The organism is Paucibacter aquatile, from assembly GCF_002885975.1.
In the GTDB taxonomy this organism is placed as follows: domain Bacteria; phylum Pseudomonadota; class Gammaproteobacteria; order Burkholderiales; family Burkholderiaceae_C; genus Paucibacter_A; species Paucibacter_A aquatilis.
In genome coordinates this window covers 1,171,568-1,187,078 of sequence record NZ_POSP01000003.1, presented here as the reverse complement: position 1 = coordinate 1,187,078, position 15,511 = coordinate 1,171,568, and the positions used below count along the sequence as shown (strand labels likewise).

The 15,511-nt window shown below is 65.2% G+C and carries 12 protein-coding genes; 6 read left to right on the top strand and 6 right to left on the bottom strand.

Features of this window, described 5'->3' with window-relative positions; genetic code table 11:
- Nucleotides 1-64 precede the first annotated feature (64 nt).
- From C1O66_RS08340 to C1O66_RS08330, 3 genes are all read right to left on the bottom strand, one after another.
- Nucleotides 65-1,597, bottom strand: coding sequence for an ABC transporter substrate-binding protein (locus C1O66_RS08340; RefSeq protein ID WP_102769546.1), 1,533 nt, complete (start codon nt 1,595-1,597; stop codon nt 65-67).
- A 161-nt stretch (nt 1,598-1,758) separates the two neighbouring features.
- A complete protein-coding gene (locus C1O66_RS08335) occupies nt 1,759-2,148 on the bottom strand; it encodes a hypothetical protein (protein ID WP_102767452.1) in 390 nt (129 codons plus the stop codon).
- A gap of 26 nt (nt 2,149-2,174) precedes the next feature.
- Complete coding sequence (locus tag C1O66_RS08330; protein ID WP_102767451.1) at nt 2,175-3,017, bottom strand: isopenicillin N synthase family dioxygenase; 843 nt, start codon at nt 3,015-3,017, stop codon at nt 2,175-2,177.
- A gap of 457 nt (nt 3,018-3,474) precedes the next feature.
- On the opposite strand from C1O66_RS08330, the gene C1O66_RS08325 reads away from it, so the two are divergent.
- The 4 genes from C1O66_RS08325 to zapE all read left to right on the top strand — a co-directional run bounded on the left by C1O66_RS08325 (nt 3,475) and on the right by zapE (nt 10,471).
- Nucleotides 3,475-6,330: a 2-oxoglutarate dehydrogenase E1 component gene (locus C1O66_RS08325; RefSeq protein ID WP_102767450.1), complete on the top strand. Its 2,856-nt coding sequence runs from the start codon at nt 3,475-3,477 to the stop codon at nt 6,328-6,330.
- Between the two features lie 122 nt (nt 6,331-6,452).
- Nucleotides 6,453-7,715 carry a 2-oxoglutarate dehydrogenase complex dihydrolipoyllysine-residue succinyltransferase gene (odhB, locus tag C1O66_RS08320; protein WP_102767449.1) on the top strand — a complete coding sequence of 421 codons (1,263 nt, stop codon included), beginning with the start codon at nt 6,453-6,455 and terminating at the stop codon, nt 7,713-7,715.
- A gap of 151 nt (nt 7,716-7,866) precedes the next feature.
- A complete protein-coding gene (lpdA, locus tag C1O66_RS08315; RefSeq protein WP_102767448.1) occupies nt 7,867-9,288 on the top strand; it encodes a dihydrolipoyl dehydrogenase in 1,422 nt (473 codons plus the stop codon).
- Nucleotides 9,289-9,370: 82 nt separating this feature from the next.
- Nucleotides 9,371-10,471, top strand: coding sequence for a cell division protein ZapE (gene zapE, locus C1O66_RS08310; protein ID WP_102767447.1), 1,101 nt, complete (start codon nt 9,371-9,373; stop codon nt 10,469-10,471).
- Nucleotides 10,472-10,578: 107 nt separating this feature from the next.
- Here the strand turns inward: zapE and C1O66_RS23630 are convergent, their stop codons facing one another.
- Nucleotides 10,579-11,097, bottom strand: a complete 519-nt coding sequence (locus C1O66_RS23630; RefSeq protein ID WP_133155136.1) for a hypothetical protein — start codon at nt 11,095-11,097, stop codon at nt 10,579-10,581.
- A gap of 159 nt (nt 11,098-11,256) precedes the next feature.
- Nucleotides 11,257-12,024 (bottom strand): PP2C family protein-serine/threonine phosphatase, encoded by a 768-nt coding sequence (locus tag C1O66_RS08300; RefSeq protein WP_102767445.1) that lies wholly within the window; start codon nt 12,022-12,024, stop codon nt 11,257-11,259.
- Nucleotides 12,025-12,075: 51 nt separating this feature from the next.
- On the opposite strand from C1O66_RS08300, the gene C1O66_RS08295 reads away from it, so the two are divergent.
- The gene (locus C1O66_RS08295) at nt 12,076-12,279 is read left to right on the top strand and encodes a YdcH family protein (RefSeq protein WP_102767444.1); all 204 of its coding nucleotides are present in this window, start codon (nt 12,076-12,078) and stop codon (nt 12,277-12,279) included.
- 180 nt (nt 12,280-12,459) lie between these two features.
- Entirely contained in the window at nt 12,460-14,481 is a 2,022-nt protein-coding gene (locus C1O66_RS08290; RefSeq protein WP_102769545.1) for an ATP-dependent DNA helicase, read from the top strand.
- 78 nt (nt 14,482-14,559) lie between these two features.
- On the opposite strand, the gene C1O66_RS08285 is transcribed toward C1O66_RS08290, so the two are convergent.
- Nucleotides 14,560-15,399 (bottom strand): outer membrane protein assembly factor BamD, encoded by an 840-nt coding sequence (locus C1O66_RS08285; protein WP_102767443.1) that lies wholly within the window; start codon nt 15,397-15,399, stop codon nt 14,560-14,562.
- Nucleotides 15,400-15,511 lie beyond the last annotated feature (112 nt).

The window sequence follows — 15,511 nt, the reverse complement described above, 5'->3', positions numbered from 1 at the left end:
GGTGAACTGCCTAGCGCAAAAGGCCGCCTTTAGGGCGGCCTTTTTCTTGGGCAGTGGCTGGAGATTACTTCAGCGTGGTGAAGCGGGCCTCAGGTTTGTCGTCCGCGCGGTGGACGGTGTCCACATTGCTGCGCATGGCCCAGGGGCGGACCTGATGGTGGATGGGGATGAAGAGGTGTTCATCGCGCACGCGCAGAAGGGCTTCGCGGATCAGGCCGTTGCGCTTGGCGACGTCGTTCTCGGTCTTCATGGCCGTGACCAGTTGGTCGATCTTGGCGTCGCTGACCCGTGAGTAATTGCCTTTGCCATCGATGCCGGATGTCTTGGTGTGGACGATGTCCTGCAGGGTGTACTGGCCGTCGAAGGTGGGTACACCCCAGCCGTAGAGGTAGAAGGGCGATTCCAGCTTTTGCAGCAGCACCGAGTGTTGCGACATCGGCTGAGCGCTGAGCTTGGCCTTGATGCCGATCTTGGCCCACATGGCCACCGCGGCCTGGCAGATTTCTTCGTCGTTGACGTAGCGATCATTCGGGCAATTCAGCGGTACTTCGAAGCCGTCGGCGTAGCCGGCTTCGGCGAGCAGCTTTTTCGCTTTCTCCACATCGGCCTTGAGTGGTTGGTCGATATCGGGTGTATGGCCGTTGACGCCGGGCGCCACCATGATGGCTGCCGGCACCGAGAGGCCGCGCATCAGGCTGCGGCGGATCGCTTCACGGTCGATGGCCAGGTTCAGGGCCTCGCGCACGCGGCGGTCCTTGAAGGGGTTCTTGCCCTTGACACTGGAGCCGCGCAGCTCGTCACTGCCTTCGTCCATGGCAAAGAAGATGGTGCGGTTCTCGGGGCCGTCCAGCACCTTGAGCTTGGGGTCGGCCTTGAGCTTGGCTACGTCTTGCGTGGGCAGGTCGGTCAGCAGATCCACATCGCCCGAGAGCAGGGCGGCCACGCGGGTGGCATCGCTCTTGATCGGCAGATAGGTGATTTCGGTGACATTGCCCTTGTTGGTGTCCCACCAGTCCTTGTTGGCCACCATGCTGATGCGCTGATCGGGCTGCCAGGCGGTGATGCGATAGGGGCCGGTGCCCATGGCATTGCGTGAGGCGTAGGTGTCTTCCTTGGCCTTGTAGTCTTGCGGGTTGACCGATTTGTTCTTCTCCGCCCAGGCCTTGCTCATGATGCGGAAATTGGTCAGGTTGCGCAGCAGCACCGGGTTGGGGCCGTCGAGCAACATGTCGACAGTGTGCTCGTCGATCTTTTTCACTTCCTTGATGCCGCTGACAAAAATTTGCATATTGGCTTGCGGCTGACGGATGCGGGCGAAAGAGAACACCACATCGTCGGCGGTGAAGGGGGTGCCGTCATGGAATTTGACGCCGCGGCGCAGCTCGAAGCGCACTTGCGTGGGGCTGATCTGCGTCCATTTGCTGGCCAGCGAGGGCTCGGGCTGGAACTTCTCGTTGTAGCGGGTCAGGCCTTCGTAGGCATAACCGGTGATGTTGGTGGTGGTCGAGTGGTTCTGCGAATGCGGATCCAGGGTCTGGATGTCATTCTGGGCCGCCCAGCGCAGAGGGGCGGCATGGGCTGTGATCTGCGGGCTCATCAGGCCGCTGAAGGCCAGGGCCAGGGTCAGAGCAGAACTGCCGAACAGCGCGGTGGCGCTGCGTTGAATCAGGGGCTTGTGTGCGTGCTTCAAGGAGGACTCCCGTCGAGTGTCGATCGCGGCCCGCGCGGGATGGCGCCGGGGCGGTTTCAGCGCGCATGCTAGCCCTGCTGTTCGGGCTTGCTCGTAGTGGCTTGCCCGGATGGCGGGGTGGCTTGGATCTCGAGATCGGCGTCGCAGCCGATGCCGGCGGCGATCCAGCGCCGGCAGAGCCGGGCCAGCAGTTGGTTGCGGCGGCGCGCCGCCTCGCGCGCCCAAGGGCGAACTGCGCCCAGATGGTGCCAGGGGGTGCTCAGCATGCCGCAGACATAGCGCCGGGTTTCAGCGCACCAGCGCAGCGCCTCGCAGCGCCCGGAGCGACGTCGACTGATCAGCATGCCGACCGGGCAGGGCTCGCTCAGACAGCAGAGTCCGCAGCCGTTGCAGGGCTGGCCCAGCGCCGGCTTGGGCGGCGCTTCGGGGTGGATCTCGATGATGGCGGGGCCGGGCATGGCGCGATTGTGGCGCCGGCCGGACCTCAGGTCTTGACGCCGAGCTCGCGCAGACGTTCCTGCAGATAGCTGTGGGCGGTGTAGCGTTCGCTCAGCACCACCTCGTTGCGCGGGTGCAGGAACAGAGGCAGGGAGATGCGGCTCTTCTTGGCGCCTTCGCCAGTGGGGTTGACCACACGGTGCTGGGTCGAGGGGTAGTAGCCGCGCGAGGCTTCCTGCAGCATGTCGCCGATGTTGATGATCAGCATGCCGAAGTCGCAGGGCACATCGATCCAGTGGCCGTTCATGTCCTGCACCTGCAGGCCCGGCTCATTGGCTGCGGGCAGGATGGTCAGCAGATTGATGTCGCCATGGGCCGCGGCGCGGAGCGAGCCGGCCGGCTCTTGGCCGGTCAGCGGCGGATAGCGCAGCACGCGCAGCAGGGTTTGCTGGCTGTCCTGGATCATCTGCGAGAGCGGTTGGCTGTAGTGCTGGGCAATCTCGGGCGGCGTGTAGCGCTCGACCCAGCCCAGCAGTTCCTGTGCCAGGGTGTTGGCCTGGGCGTAGTAGCTGTCCGCATCGGCCTTCAGCGAAGCCGGCACGCGGCCCCAGGGGTAGATGTGGAAATACTCCTTGATGTCCTTCTGGCTGGCGCCTTTGGCCGTCTCGGAGATTTCGGTTGAGAAGTAACCGTCCTGCTTTTCCTTGGAAAAAGTGAACTGGTGCTTCTCTTCGGTGTTGAAGAAGGCCAGCCAGTCGGCGTAGATCTTTTCGACCAGGGCCTGCTGGATGGGGTGGTTGACCAGCACACCGAAACCGGTTTCGTGCAGGGAACGGGTGAAGGCTTCGGCCGCATCGGCCGCCCGGTAGTCAACGACGCGAACTTGCATGGGATCTCCTGAACTTTGTCCCGACGCCGTGCCATTCAATCGCGGGGCCGCGGCGCGCAACGCTGAGTCTAGCGCCAATCGAGAACGATTCGCAAACGTTTGCCGCCGACGCGTTGCCGTGTTTTGGTCAGGGTAAGCGGGCGTCGGAAGCGTGTGGGGGCGGTAAAGCCCAGTACAGCATGGCGTCGAAATCCGTGCACAAAGCCTCAACTTCCGCGTGGGGCGGCCGATACAGCCGAAGGTCTGCGAGCCTGGCGGCTGCGGTAACTCCTGCGTAATTCGGGGGTGAAAGGAAATCAAGGGTGTTAAAGTCGCGCCCTTGAGACTTCAGGTCCTTCCCGTCCCTTTTCCTGGCAACAGCGAAGGTGGGTCGCAATCCGCCAACCGGTCGAGCCGTGTCGCGGAAGGTTTATCAACCAGCCAAATCCCTGGAAGCCGGGGCTAGAGGTGAGCGAAGATGATGCAGCAATACAGGTCCAATTCATACCTGTTCGGGGGCAATGCGCCCTATGTCGAAGAGATGTACGAGGCCTACCTCGACAACCCGGGCTCCGTGCCCGACAACTGGCGTGCGTACTTTGACGCACTTCAGCATGTGCCCGCCACCGATGGCGGCGAAGGACGCGATGTCCCGCATGCGCCGGTGATTGAATCCTTTGCTCAGCGCGCCAAGGCCAATGCCTTCGCCGCCAAGGCCTCCAGCGCCGATCTGGCTGTGGCGCACAAGCAAGTGCATGTGCAGAGCCTGATCGCCGCCTACCGCTTCCTCGGCAATCGCTGGGCCGAACTCGACCCGCTCAAGCGCGCCGAGCGCCCCAAGATTCCCGAACTCGATCCGGCCTTCTACGACCTGACCGAGTCCGATATGGACATCAGCTTCTCGGCCTCCAACACCTACTTTGGTGGCGAGACCATGAGCCTGCGTCAAATCGTGCAGGCCCTGCGCGAAACCTACTGCAGTTCGGTCGGCTCCGAGTTCATGCACTGCACCGACCCCGGTGAGAAGCGTTGGTGGCAAGAGCGCCTGGAGAAAGCCCGCGGCAAGCCGACCTTCAGCGCCGAAGAAAAGCGCCACATCCTCGATCGCCTGACCGCAGCCGAAGGCCTGGAGCGCTATCTGCACACCAAGTACGTCGGCCAGAAGCGCTTCTCGCTGGAAGGTGGCGAGAGCTTCATCGCCGCCATGGATGAGCTGATCCAGCGCGCCGGCCAACGTGGCGTGCAAGAGATCGTGATCGGCATGGCCCACCGCGGCCGTCTGAACGTGCTGGTCAACACCCTGGGCAAGATGCCGGCCGACCTGTTCGCCGAGTTCGAGCACAAGGCTGCTGAAGACTTGCCGGCGGGTGACGTCAAGTACCACCAAGGTTTCAGCTCGGACGTCAGCACCAAGGGCGGCCCGGTTCACCTGTCGCTGTCCTTCAATCCCTCGCACCTGGAAATCGTCAACCCGGTGGTCGAAGGCAGCGTGCGCGCCCGCCAAGAGCGCCGCGGCGACAAGGACGGCAGCCAGGTGCTGCCCGTGCTGGTGCACGGCGACGCGGCCTTCGGCGGCCAGGGCGTGGTGCAGGAAACCCTGTGCATGGCCCAGACCCGCGGCTACGGCACCGGCGGCACCGTGCATATCGTCATCAACAACCAGATCGGTTTCACCACCAGCGACCCGCGCGACCTGCGTTCCACCACCTACTGCTCGGACGTCGTCAAGATGATCGAGGCGCCGGTGTTGCACGTGAATGGTGACGATCCGGAAGCGGTGGTGTGGGCCATGCAACTGGCCATGGATTACCGCGCCGAGTTCCGCAAGGACGTGGTGCTGGATATCGTCTGCTACCGCAAGCTGGGCCACAACGAGCAGGACACCCCCTCGCTGACCCAGCCCCTGATGTACAAGAAGATCGCGGCCCACCCCGGCACCCGCAAGGTCTACGCCGACAAGCTGGCTGCACAGAATGTGGTCGACGCTGCGGGTGCCGACGAGATGGTCAAGGCCTACCGCGCTGCCATGGACGAAGGCCGCCACACCGTGGACCCGGTGCTGACCAACTTCAAGAGCAAGTACGCCACCGACTGGTCGCCTTTCCTGGGCAAGAAGTGGACCGACAGCTGCGACACCGCGCTGCCCGTCTCCGAGTGGAAGCGCCTGGCCGACAAGCTGACCACGCTGCCCAAGGATTTGGTCGCGCACAACCTGGTGCAGAAGCTGTATGCAGACCGCGCTGCGATGGGTCGCGGTGAGATCAATGTGGACTGGGGCATGGGTGAGAGCATGGCTTTCGCTTCCCTGGTGGCCAGCGGCTATCCGATCCGTTTGTCGGGCGAAGACGCGGGCCGCGGTACCTTCACCCACCGCCACGCCGTCATTCACGACCAGAACCGCAGCAACTGGGATGAAGGCGCTTACGTGCCGCTGCAGCATGTGGCGGAAGGTCAAGCGCCCTTCGTGGTCATCGACTCCATCCTCAGCGAGGAAGCGGTGCTGGGCTTTGAGTACGGCTATGCCGCGGCCGAGCCGAACACGCTGACGATCTGGGAAGCCCAGTTCGGCGACTTCGCCAACGGTGCCCAGGTGGTGATCGACCAGTTCATCGCTTCCGGCGAAGTGAAGTGGGGCCGTGCCAACGGCCTGGTGATGATGCTGCCGCACGGCTACGAAGGCCAAGGTCCCGAGCACAGCTCGGCCCGCCTGGAGCGCTTCATGCAGCTGGCGGCTGACAACAATATGCAGATCGTCCAGCCGACCACGGCCAGCCAGATCTTCCACGTGCTGCGTCGCCAGATGCTGCGCATGTTCCGCAAGCCCTTGGTCATCATGACGCCCAAGAGCCTGCTGCGCGCCAAGGACGCCACCTCGCCGCTGGCCGAGTTCACCAAGGGTGAGTTCCGCACCGTGATCGGTGAGCAGGATGCCTCGATCAGCGCCGACAAGGTCAAGCGTGTGATCGTCTGCTCGGGCAAGGTCTATTACGACCTGGTCCGCAAACGCGAGGAAAAGAAGGCCAGCGATGTGGCCATCATCCGCGTCGAGCAGCTCTATCCCTTCCCGCACAAGGCGTTTGCTGCCGAGATCAAAAAGTACCCCGGCGCGACCGAGCTGGTGTGGTGCCAGGACGAGCCGCAAAACCAGGGCGCCTGGTTCTTCGTCCAGCACTATGTGCACGAGAACATGCTGGACGGCCAGAAGCTGGGCTACGCGGGTCGTCCCGCCTCGGCCTCGCCGGCCTGCGGTTACGCCCACCTGCACCAGGAGCAACAGAAGTCGCTGCTGGATCAGGCCTTCGGCAAGCTCAAGGGTTTCATACTCACCAAGTAAGAAGGGCCAAGCGGGCGTCTGCCAAGACAGCGCCCGCTTTTTGCCGCCCTTGTTGATGTTGTTGTTGAAGCCGCCGCAAGACGGCGCCTCAGCTCCGCGAACACGTTGAAAGAACACAGATCATGGCAATCGTTGAAGTCAAAGTCCCCCAGCTGTCCGAATCCGTTGCCGAAGGCACGCTGCTGACCTGGAAGAAAAAGCCCGGCCAAGCCGTCGCCATCGATGAAATCCTGGTGGAGATCGAGACCGACAAGGTCGTGCTCGAAGTGCCCGCACCCAGCGCCGGTGTGATGGCCCAGATCGTCAAGAATGACGGTGAGAGCGTGGTCAGCGAAGAAGTCATCGCCCGCATCGACACCGAAGGCACGGCCCAAGCCAGTCCGCTGGAAGTGAAGGCCGTGGTGGCCGCCGCTGCTCCGGCTGCTGCAGCAGCCCCGGCCGCCGCCACCGGCGGCGCCAAGGGTGATGTGGCCATGCCGGCCGCCGCCAAGATCCTGGCCGAGAAGGGCCTGTCGGCCACCGACGTCGCCGGTTCCGGCAAGGATGGCCGCGTGACCAAGGGCGACGCCCTGGCCGCTGGCGCCAAGCCCGCCGCTGTGGCCGCTCCGGTGGCCGTGGCCGCCGCGCCCGCTGTGGCCAAGCCGCTGCCCGCCGTGGCCGCCCCGGCCGCCCTGAATCTGGGCGATCGCCCCGAGCAGCGCGTGCCCATGACCCGTCTGCGCGCCCGCGTCGCCGAGCGTCTGCTGCAATCGCAAGCCACCAACGCCATCCTGACCACGTTCAACGAAGTGAACATGGCCCCGGTGATGGAGATGCGCAAGAAGTTCCAGGAAAAGTTCGAGAAGGAACACGGCGTCAAGCTGGGCTTCATGAGCTTCTTCGTCAAGGCCGCGGTCGCCGCCCTGAAGAAGTACCCGGTGCTGAACGCCTCGGTCGATGGCAATGACATCGTCTACCACGGCTACTTCGACATCGGCATCGCCGTCGGTTCGCCGCGCGGCCTGGTGGTGCCCATCATCCGCAATGCCGACCAGCTGAGCTTTGCCGACATCGAGAAGAAGATCGCCGAGTTCGGCCAGAAGGCCAAGGAAGGCAAGATCTCGCTGGACGACCTGACCGGCGGCACCTTCTCGATCTCCAACGGCGGCACCTTCGGCTCCATGCTGTCGACCCCCATCATCAACCCGCCGCAATCGGCCATCCTGGGTGTGCATGCGACCAAGGACCGCGCTGTCGTTGAGAACGGTCAAGTGGTGGTGCGCCCGATCAACTATCTGGCCATGTCGTATGACCACCGCATCATTGATGGCCGTGAAGCCGTGCTGGGTTTGGTCACCATGAAGGAAGCCCTGGAAGACCCAGCTCGTTTGTTGTTTGATATCTAAACGGCTACTGCGCGACCTCAGGCCGTCGTTGCGGGTCCCGACCTCCGCATCCTCACGTAGCGCTGCTACGTTCCGGTGCATCGGCACCCGCGCCTAGCCCTGAGGCCGCTCGCTACGCCTTGGCGTTGGCGCACCCAATTCAGGAATACCTATGAGCACCAAACAATTCGACGTCGTCGTCATCGGTGGCGGCCCTGGCGGCTACATCGCCGCCATCCGTGCCGCCCAGCTGGGCTTCAACACCGCTTGCATCGACGAGTGGAAGAACGAGAAGGGCGGCCCGGCGCCCGGCGGCACCTGCACCAATGTCGGCTGCATTCCGTCCAAGGCCTTGCTGCAATCGAGCGAGCACTTCGAGCACGCCAACCACCACTTTGCCGACCACGGCATCTCGGCGGACAACGTGCGCATCGACATCAAGAAGATGATCGGTCGCAAGGACACCGTCGTGAAGCAGAACAACGACGGCATCCTCTACCTGTTCAAGAAGAACAAGGTCACGTTCTTCCACGGCCGCGGCTCCTTCGTGGCGGCCAAGGATGGCTTGTACGAAGTCAAGGCCGGTGAAGAAGTCATCCTGGCCAAGCATGTGGTGCTGGCCACCGGCTCCAATGCCCGCCAGCTGCCCGGCGCAGCGTTTGACGAAGAGCTGATCCTGTCCAACGACGGCGCGCTTCGCATCGGTGAAGTGCCGAAGAAGCTGGGCGTGATCGGCTCCGGCGTGATCGGCCTGGAAATGGGCTCGGTCTGGCGCCGCCTGGGTGCGGAAGTCACCGTGCTGGAAGGTCTGCCGACGTTCCTGGCTTCGGTCGATGAATCGGTCGCCAAGGAAGCCGCCAAGCTGTTCAAGAAGCAGGGCCTGAAGATCGAGCTGGGTGTGAAGATCGGCGAAGTCGCCAAGAGCAAGGACGGCGTGACGGTGGCCTACACCGATGCCAAGGGCGCCGCCCAGACCCTGGCCGTCGACAAGCTCATCATCTCGATCGGCCGCGTGCCCAACACCATCGGCTTGAACCCCGAAGCGGTCGGCCTGAAGCTGGACGAGCGCGGCGCCATCGTGGTGGACGACGAGTGCAAGACCAATCTGCCCAATGTCTGGGCGGTCGGCGATGTGGTGCGTGGCCCGATGCTGGCGCACAAGGCCGAGGAAGAAGGCGTGGCCGTGGCCGAGCGCATTGCCGGCCAGCATGGCCATGTCAACTTCAACACCATCCCCTGGGTCATCTACACCAGCCCCGAGATCGCTTGGGTCGGCCGCACCGAGCAGCAGCTCAAGGCCGATGGCGTCGAGTACAAGGCCGGTCAGTTCCCCTTCCTGGCCAATGGCCGCGCCCGCGCCCTGGGTGACACCAACGGTTTCGTCAAGTTCCTGGCTGATGCCAAGACCGACGAAATCCTGGGCGTGCACATCATCGGCCCGATGGCCTCCGAGCTGATTTCGGAAGCCGTGGTGGCCATGGAGTTCAAGGCTTCGGCTGAAGACATCGCGCGCATCTGCCATGCCCACCCGAGCTTGAGCGAAGCCACCAAGGAAGCGGCCCTGGCCGTGGACAAGCGCACGCTGAACTTCTGATTCCGGTCGGAATTCGCAAGCAACAAGGGGCGGCCGCGGTCGCCCCTTGGTCCATCTCGAAGAAGGTTGTAGTGTCTCTCTCATGACCCGCGTCACCGAGCTTTATCAGCAAACCCTGGCCGAGCGCGGCTACACCGCCGATCCCGCGCAGCTGCGCGCCGTGGCGGCGCTGCAGCGCTGCCAGGACGAATGGGCCGACTACAAGGCACGACGCAGCAATGCTGTGACCAAGCTGCTGGTGCGCCCGCCGCTGCCGCGCGGCGTCTACATGTACGGTGGGGTGGGGCGGGGCAAGAGCTTTCTGATGGATTGCTTCTTCCAGGCCGTGCCGCTGACGCGCAAGACCCGGCTGCACTTCCACGAGTTCATGCGCGAGGTGCACCGCGAACTGCTCGAACTCAAAGGCATTGCCGATCCGCTGGAGGAACTGGGCAAGCGCATCGCCAAGCGCTTCCGCCTGATCTGCTTCGACGAGTTCCATGTCTCGGACGTGACCGACGCGATGATCCTGTATCGCCTGCTCGACTCACTGTTCCGCAACCGTGTGTCCATCGTCACCACCTCGAACTTCCACCCGGACGGCCTCTACCCGAACGGCCTGCACCGAGACCGCATCCTGCCGGCCATCGAGCTGCTCAAGGCCAAGCTGGAGGTGATCAATGTGGACAACGGCTTCGACTACCGCCGCCGCACCCTGGACCAGGCCCAGCTCTACCACCAGCCGCTGGGCGATGAGGCCGAAGCTGCACTGACCGCCACCTTCGAAGCCCTGGCCGAGGCTCGCGATGAAGACCCGCGCCTGCAGATCGAGCAGCGCCAGATCCGCGCCCGGCGCCGCGCGGGCGGCGTGGTCTGGTTCGATTTCGCCCAGCTCTGCGGCGGCCCGCGCTCGCAGAACGATTACCTGGAGCTGGCCACCCAGTTCCACACCCTGATCCTGTCCAATGTGCCGGAGATGCCGCCGCGCCTGGCCAGCGAGGCGCGCCGCTTCACCTGGCTGGTCGATGTGCTCTACGACCGGCGCGTCAAGCTGGTGATCTCGGCCGCCGTGCCGCCCGAGCAGCTGTATGCTGACGGCCCTCTTGCCCATGAGTTCCCGCGTACGGTCTCGCGCCTGCAGGAGATGCAATCGCAGGAGTACCTGTCGCTGGCTCGTCGTGATGTCGACACCAGCTTGACCTGAGGAGGCCGGCGCCCATGAAGCTTTGCCATCACCGCATGCCCGTGCTTGGGCTCACGCTCATGGTCCTTTTGAGCCCGGCATGGGGTCATGTCGAATCCCCTGCGTCTTCAGTCAGCGAGTCGCTGCGTTTGCAGCAGATCAAGCAAACCCAATCCGAGGCTCTGGCGCGTGATGCAGAGGCCCGGGAGGCTTGCCACAAGCAGTTCGCCATCAATGATTGCCTGCTGGCCCAGCGCCTGCGCCACCGGGCCGAAATGCAGCCATTGCAGCGCGAGCGAGATGCCATTGAGTCCAGCCTGCGTCGTGCGCGAGCCGAGGCGCAGCGTGAACGGGTGCGTCAGCGTCAGTTGGAGTTCGCTGCCAGCGAGGGTGAGCGTCGCACGGAAAGTCTGTTGCAGGCCGCCGATGCCGCCTCGGCGCCGATCAAGAAGCAGGTGGGCCTCGGTCGTGCGGCGGGTGAGCCCGGGGTTGCTGCTTCGGCCGCGCCGGTGCCCCATCGCTCGCCGGGTCTGAGCGCCCAGGCCCGGCAGCGCCAGGCCGAGCAGGCGGCGCGTCAGCATGCGCAGCAACGCGCCCAGATGGAGGCGCGTGTGAGGGCCCATCAAGCCCAGGTCAGGCAGCGACAAGAGGCGCGCAACAAGCCAGCAGCGGCAGCGCTGCCCGTGCCCACAGCGGCTGAAATTGCCGCCACATTGAGGTCGCCCGCGCCGGTTTCGGTCTCCGCTTCTGCGCCGCGCGCTGCGGTTCCAGGCTCGGGCCCGGCGCGCTGAGGCGCGCGCCCTGCTTCAGTCCAGCGCTTCCACCTTGGCAATGGCCAGGGACAGGTTGTCGCCGCCGCCCCGGGCGCGTTGGCGCGCTTTGCTGATCAGCAGTTCTGCCGCCTCACGCGGCGGCAGGCTGTGCAGCACGGTGCCGATCTCGTTGACGCTGAAGTAATGCCACAGTCCGTCGCTGCAGCACATCAAGGTGTCGCCAGGCGTCAGGGTGTCGATGGTGTGGGTGCTGATGGTTGGCTCGGCTACCGTGCCCAGGCAACCGGTCAGCAGGTTGGACTGTGGGTGGCTGCTGGCCTCGGCCTCACTGAGCTGGCCTTCGTCCACCAGGCGCTGCACATAGGAATGGTCCATGGTGCGCTTGACCAGGTTGGGGCCGCGGTAATGGTAGATCCGCGAATCGCCCGAATGAATCCAGTGGCAGTGCCGATCGGGGCTGATCAGGAAGGCGGCGACCGTGCTGTGTGGCTCTTCCTCGGCCGACAGGGCGGTCAGCTTGATCATCAGATGCGCTTCGGACACCAGCTGATCGAGCAGGCTTTCGGGCAGCTCGCTCTCGGGCGAGAAGCGCTCGAACAGCTGTTGCGCAGTCAGCATCACCTGGTCGGCCGCCTTGCGGCCACCGCTCTTGCCGCCCATGCCGTCGGCCACCACGGCCAGCAGGCAACCGCTGAGGCGGGCGTGGGTCAGGACTTGGACTTGGTCTTGCTGGTACAGGCGGTCGCCGCGGTGGATGCCGGTCGCCGCGCTCAGGCGAAAGCCCGGTGGAGTGCGCGTCATGCCGAAAACTATAAACGTTAAACTGCGCCACTTCGCCCGGGCAAAGCCCTCATGGATGAACAACTTCACTCGCAGTCACGCCGCTTGATCGAGCTGCGCATCGAGCACGGCGATCTGGATGGGTTGATCGACCGCGTGGCCCTGGAGCAGCCGCTCGACGAGCTGGCCTTGCGCCGCTTGAAGAAACGCCGCCTGCAACTGCGTGACCAGATCGCCCAGCTGGAGCGCGCGAGCGATCCCGATGAGCTGGCCTGATGCAGCGCCAGCGCGCCCGGCCATTTCCCTCAACACCCTGGCCGCCGGCGGCGCGCCACAAGCACCCTGGGCCCCCGCGCCGTGACCTCTGCTGAGATGCCTGCCCCTCCCGACGACGACAGCGTGCCGCCTGAATGGCCGGTCATGCCGCAGGAGCTCGACGACGACTTCATCGCCGCCATGGAGGCCGCGCCTGCGGCGACGACCCTGCAGCACAGCGAGCTGGAGCAGTGGGTGACGGCGGCCTTTGACATCGGCGGCCCGCTCTCGCGCAGCGACCCGGGCTATGCCCCGCGCGAGCAGCAGCTGGCCATGGCGCAGGCGGTGGCCCAGGCGATTGCGCGGCGCGAGACCCTGGTGGTGGAGGCCGGCACCGGGGTGGGCAAGACCTTTGCGTACCTGGTGCCCGCCTTGCTCAGCGGCGGGCGCGCCCTGATCAGCACGGCGACCAAGAATTTGCAGGATCAGCTGTATATGCGCGACCTGCCGCGGCTGTGCGAATCGCTGCAGGTGGCGGTGCGCGTGGCGCTGCTGAAAGGGCGGGGCAGCTACCTCTGCCTGCACCGGCTCGCCCATGCGCGTCACAGCGCCGAGCTGCCGGACCGGCGCGCGGTCATGGCCCTGGCCCGTGTGGAACGCTGGGCGCAGGGCACGCAGAGTGGCGACCTGGCCGAAATGGAGGGCCTGGACGAGCGCTCGCCGGTGATTCCGCTGGTCAGCTCCACGCGCGAGAACTGCCTGGGCTCGGAATGCCCGGAGTACAAGTCCTGCTATGTGGTGAAGGCGCGGCGTGAAGCCATGGAGGCCGATGTGGTGGTGGTCAACCATCACCTGTTCTTCGCCGATGTGAGCCTGCGCGACAGCGGCGTGGCCGAGCTGCTGCCCAGCGTCGATCTGGCCGTGTTTGACGAGGCGCACCAGCTGTCCGAGGCGGGCGTGCAGTTCCTCGGCACCTTGCTGGGCAGCTCGCAGCTGCTCGATTTCGGCCGCGATCTGCTCGGCCTGGGCCTGGCGCAGGCGCGGGGCCTGCAGGACTGGCAGGCCTTGCAGACCCGGCTGGAGCTGGCTGCGCGCGAGCTGCGCCTGGTTTGCGCCGGCCCGCTGGCCAGTGCCGGGCGAGAACTGCGCGGCATGCTCAAGCTGGCCTGGAAAGAGCGCGCCGGGCGCCCGGGCTTTTCGGCCGCGCTGGAGGAGGTGGCCGCCGCTGCCGAGCAGGCCATCGAATGCCTGTCCACGGTGACCGAGCTCTCACCCGATTTTCAGCGTCTGCACGAGCGTGCGGTGGCCTTGCGCGATCTGGCCGAGACCTTTGCGCAGGAGCCTGACCCCGGCGATGTGCGCTGGATCGACCTCAGCCCCAACCAGGCGCGTCTGGTGCAGTCGCCGCTGGACATCCGCGAGGCCATGCAGGAGCAGCTGCAAGGCCCGCCCAAGGCCTGGATATTCACCTCGGCCACGCTGGGCGAGGACGAGCGCCTGCGCTGGTTCACCGAGCCCACCGGCCTGGACGATGCCACGGTGCTGCGCGTGGGCAGCCCCTTCCGTTACGAGGAAAACGCGCGGCTCTACGTGCCCCGTGGCTTCCCCAAGCCCAACGAGCCCGATCATGCGCCCCAGGTGGCGGCCATGGCCGCACGCTGCGCGCGCGCCCTGGGTGGCCGCACCTTTGTGCTGACCACCACCTTGCGCGCCTTGCAGACCATCGGCGATGGCCTGCGCGCTGCGTTTGAAGCCGAGGGCGATGACATCACCGTGCTGCAGCAGGGCGCGGCGCCCAAGCGGCTGCTGCTGCGCCAGTTCCTGGACAACCCGCGCGCGGTGCTGGTCGGCTCGGCCAGCTTCTGGGAGGGCATCGACGTGCCCGGCGACAAGCTGCAATGCGTGCTGATCGACAAGCTGCCCTTTCCGCCGCCCAACGATCCGCTGGTCGAGGCGCGCGTGCAGCGCCTGGAGGCGGCCGGCCGCAATGCCTTTGCCGAGTACTTCATCGCCGAGGCGGCGATCTCGCTCAAGCAAGGCGCCGGCCGCTTGATCCGCACCGAGCAGGATCGAGGTTTGCTCGTCGTGTGTGACCCGCGCATGGCTGGCATGAACTACGGCCGCCGCCTGCGTGCGGCCTTGCCGCCGATGACGCCCTTGGCGACCGAAGGCGAGGCGCTGGCCTGGCTGGAACACTTGGCGGCGGAGCGCCTGCCCGATTGAAGTTCAGACCGACGGCCCATAAAAAACGCGTGCCATGGCACGCGTTTCTGCAGGGGAAGTGGCCTCAGCCCTGAGGCGTCACCAGAAACGCCACCAGGCTTTCTTGCCTCCGTCGTAGTTGCCGCTCAGGTAGGCGCTGTTGGGGAAGCTCTTCTCCAGCACCCGCTTGGCGTCGTCGCGCAGGGCCGGCAGGTCCAGCTTGTCGTAGCTCTGGGTCATGATGAACAGGGCTTCCTCGGCGGCCGGGGCGCGCTGGAACTCTTGCACTGCCTGCTGCGCGCGGTTGGCCGCGGCCAGGTAGGCGCCGCGGTTGTAGTAATAGCGCGCCACATGCACCTCATACACCGCTAGGGTGTTGGTGATGTAGTCCACGCGCACGCGCGCTTCGGCGGCGTACTTGGAATCGGGGAACTGGTCGATCAGCTGCTTGAAGGCCAGCATAGCGTCGCGCGAGGCTTGCTGATCCCGCTCGGCGATGTCCTGGTTGGCCAGGCGGCCGAACAGGCCCAGGTCTTCGTTGAAGTTGACCAGGCCCTTCATGTAGAGCGCGTAGTCCATGGCCGGGCTGGACGGGTTCAGCTTGATGAAGCGGTCCAGGGTGCTGACGGCTTGGGCGCGCTCACCACTCTTGTGGTACGCCCAGGCCAGATCCAGCTGTGCCTGCTGCGCGACAATCGTGCCGGCGGCGCGGCCTTCGATGCGCTCCAGGCTCTTGATGGCGCGGTCGTAGCTGCCCGAACTCAGGTCGTCCTTGGCCTCTGCGTACAATTTGTCCAGGCTGGCCTGAGAATTCGGGTCGTCCTTGGGGGCTGACGAGCAGGCGGCCAAGGCCAGGGCGACCGCGGCCAAGAAGCCGCTGCGCCAGGCCGCCGAAGAGGCGGCCGTGGTTTGAACCTGGGGGAGCACCTTTTGGGGCATCTCTTGGAGTGAACGTGCTGACGAGCCGTTCGATGCCCGCGCCGGGCGGCGCTCCACGCAATTTTCGATCATGATCCCTACAGGGCGGTGCTCATCACCGGCCCTCAGCTGA

Coding starts and splice junctions, on each gene's coding strand:
- C1O66_RS08300 (WP_102767445.1), bottom strand. CDS start 12,024: ATGACGCGCACTCCACCGGGCTTTCGCCTGAGCGCGGCGACCGGCATC.
- lpdA (WP_102767448.1), top strand. CDS start 7,867: ATGAGCACCAAACAATTCGACGTCGTCGTCATCGGTGGCGGCCCTGGC.
- C1O66_RS08285 (WP_102767443.1), bottom strand. CDS start 15,399: ATGCCCCAAAAGGTGCTCCCCCAGGTTCAAACCACGGCCGCCTCTTCG.
- zapE (WP_102767447.1), top strand. CDS start 9,371: ATGACCCGCGTCACCGAGCTTTATCAGCAAACCCTGGCCGAGCGCGGC.
- C1O66_RS08330 (WP_102767451.1), bottom strand. CDS start 3,017: ATGCAAGTTCGCGTCGTTGACTACCGGGCGGCCGATGCGGCCGAAGCC.
- C1O66_RS08290 (WP_102769545.1), top strand. CDS start 12,460: ATGGAGGCCGCGCCTGCGGCGACGACCCTGCAGCACAGCGAGCTGGAG.
- C1O66_RS08335 (WP_102767452.1), bottom strand. CDS start 2,148: ATGCCCGGCCCCGCCATCATCGAGATCCACCCCGAAGCGCCGCCCAAG.
- C1O66_RS08325 (WP_102767450.1), top strand. CDS start 3,475: ATGATGCAGCAATACAGGTCCAATTCATACCTGTTCGGGGGCAATGCG.
- C1O66_RS08340 (WP_102769546.1), bottom strand. CDS start 1,597: ATGAGCCCGCAGATCACAGCCCATGCCGCCCCTCTGCGCTGGGCGGCC.
- C1O66_RS08295 (WP_102767444.1), top strand. CDS start 12,076: ATGGATGAACAACTTCACTCGCAGTCACGCCGCTTGATCGAGCTGCGC.
- odhB (WP_102767449.1), top strand. CDS start 6,453: ATGGCAATCGTTGAAGTCAAAGTCCCCCAGCTGTCCGAATCCGTTGCC.